This is a genomic window from Paraburkholderia sp. RL17-373-BIF-A, from assembly GCF_046030175.1.
Taxonomy (GTDB): Bacteria; Pseudomonadota; Gammaproteobacteria; order Burkholderiales; family Burkholderiaceae; genus Paraburkholderia.
This window is the reverse complement of record NZ_JARESO010000219.1, coordinates 1-2,025: the sequence shown is the minus strand read 5'-3', so window position 1 is coordinate 2,025 and position 2,025 is coordinate 1. Positions and strand designations below refer to the sequence as shown.

Sequence of the window (2,025 nt, the reverse complement as noted above, 5' to 3'; positions counted from 1 at the left end):
CCCTTCATTGGCATCAAGGTGTTCGGAGCGGGCACGGCAATGCTCGATCGGATCTGGGGGGCCATTGTCCTTTATATGCTGGTCGGGGTCCTATGGGGTCTGGCGTACGAACTCGTCAATATCTATATTCCCGCCGCCTATCAGGGAATTGCACAAGGCGACAAGCCAGACGATCGTTGGGCCTGGGTCTACTTCAGCTTTACCACTTTGACAACAGTAGGCTACGGTGACATCACGCCAGTCGCGCGTGCAGCGAGGTCGCTCTCCAATCTCGAGGCGCTGATCGGCCAACTCTATCCCGCTGTCGTGCTGGCACGACTGGTATCCTTGCAAGTCGCAGGGAGTGGGCCCACATCGAACAAATCCTGACGCAACTGCGCTGACCCAAAGGTCCGGTTTGGCCGATTATGCAAAGGCTCTCATAAGTGAGCCGTGCATCATTCTGAGCGCCCCAGATGTCTCATGATGGTCCAACTACGGCCGATCGTGGCTGTATAACCCGACCGACCGAAGTGGGTCGCCTGCGGCCCATCGCGCAACGATAGCGCCTATCCAGATGGCTCCTCCAATGGCTCCTCGATGTACGTCTGCAAGGGTGGCGTGAGCGCGCTTTTCTTGCCGACACGCTGTATCAGTTGACCGCACCTTCGCATGGCACTGTGAAGTTCATCTCCCGTAAAGGCTCACCCTGGAGATCCGTGTCGATCGCAATCATGCAACTAACCGTCTGGCACGTCTGCGTCCCCGTCAACCGCAAACCCGTCTCCAGCAGGGCTGGGCAGCATCCACGCCGCCTGTATCTGCTGCGCGCGCCTGTTCTCCCTCTGTTCTGTAAAATTGAAGACAGGCGACAGGACGTTAACAGTTCTCAGCTGATTCAGGAGGTAGAAATCATGGACGTGATTGAGCTGATGCCCGATGTCGCGGCGGACCGGCATGAAATTTCGTTTCGCCTGACCGGGCGTCGCAGCGAGGTCGCCTGTGCGATTACGCGCGAGGTGCGCGAAGCGCAATTCTGGTTGTCGCCAGACGCTGACTAGGTCCGGATGCTCAAGGCGTTTGCTGATGGACGGCGCCGTATCATCGCGGTCGCCGAAAGGAAAGTCCGCCTGCGTCCGGGTGAACCCGTCAGGCTCACGCCCGACGATTTCCAGATCAGGCGGTAGGGCCGGGCTGCCGTCTGTTACCAGTCAATACGGTGCTTCTCGTCGGTCTCGCGGTGCCGGCGATCGTCGTCGACGTGAAGATACTGACTGGTCGTCGTCAGTGACGCATGCCCGAGGTTATCGCGCACGAGTCGCAGATCGACCTGCTGGTCCGCCATGTGGGACCCTGCGCTGTGACGCAGCCAGTGTGCCGATGCCTGCTCGAGGCGGTCCGCGCGCTGTGCATGGTCTTCACCACGCGCACGCAGGGATTGCGCCGCACCGTTAAAAACATCCTTCACGATCCGGTGCAACGCTGCGCGCGTGAGCGGTTTGAGCGACCGCCCAACCGGCAGCACGAGCGGCGTGTCCTCGCCCGGCGAGGGCAGGGCGGGCAGTCCGCGTGCCCGCCGGTAGGTGCCCAGTTCCGTCATCATTTCCGCGGTGGCGGGCACCAGCCGCTCCTTGCCACCTTTGCCCATCACTTCGAGCCACCAGCGATCCGTGCCGTTTTCGTCACCGCGCCGGAAAAACCGTCCCATCGTGTTCGTCCCGACCTCCGTGATCCGCAGACCGCCCAGATAGAGCAGGGTAAAGAGCCAGCGCACGCGGGCGTGGTGTTCGCGCTCGCGAGCTGTCTGCACGGGCATGCCCTGAATGTACGTCTTGACCTCGAGCCACAGCTCCGGCGACAGATACCGGACGATGCGCGGCCTGGCCCTCCGGGCGCGCTGACGCGACAGCGACAGCGGATTGCCGGCCAGATAACCGGCCTGCACGAGCCACGCAAACATGACGTTGACAATCACCATGGCCTGCCGCTGGCTCGATGCCGACAGCGGGCCGTAGAACGGCCGCCAGCGCGCATCGTCGCGGGGAT

Annotated in this window: 3 protein-coding genes; 2 read left to right on the top strand and 1 reads right to left on the bottom strand. The window is 62.0% G+C overall.

Features of this window, described 5'->3' with window-relative positions; translation table 11 throughout:
• Window positions 1-369, top strand: a 369-nt coding sequence (locus P0D80_RS49790) for a potassium channel family protein (protein ID WP_408296015.1), incomplete at its 5' end; no start/stop codon positions are given.
• Between the two features lie 329 nt (window positions 370-698).
• Window positions 699-1,040, top strand: coding sequence for a hypothetical protein (locus P0D80_RS49785; protein ID WP_408296012.1), 342 nt, complete (start codon window positions 699-701; stop codon window positions 1,038-1,040).
• Between the two features lie 143 nt (window positions 1,041-1,183).
• Here P0D80_RS49785 and P0D80_RS49780 read toward each other — a convergent pair.
• On the bottom strand, window positions 1,184-2,025 hold an 842-nt coding region (locus P0D80_RS49780; protein ID WP_408296009.1), incomplete at its 5' end, for a tyrosine-type recombinase/integrase.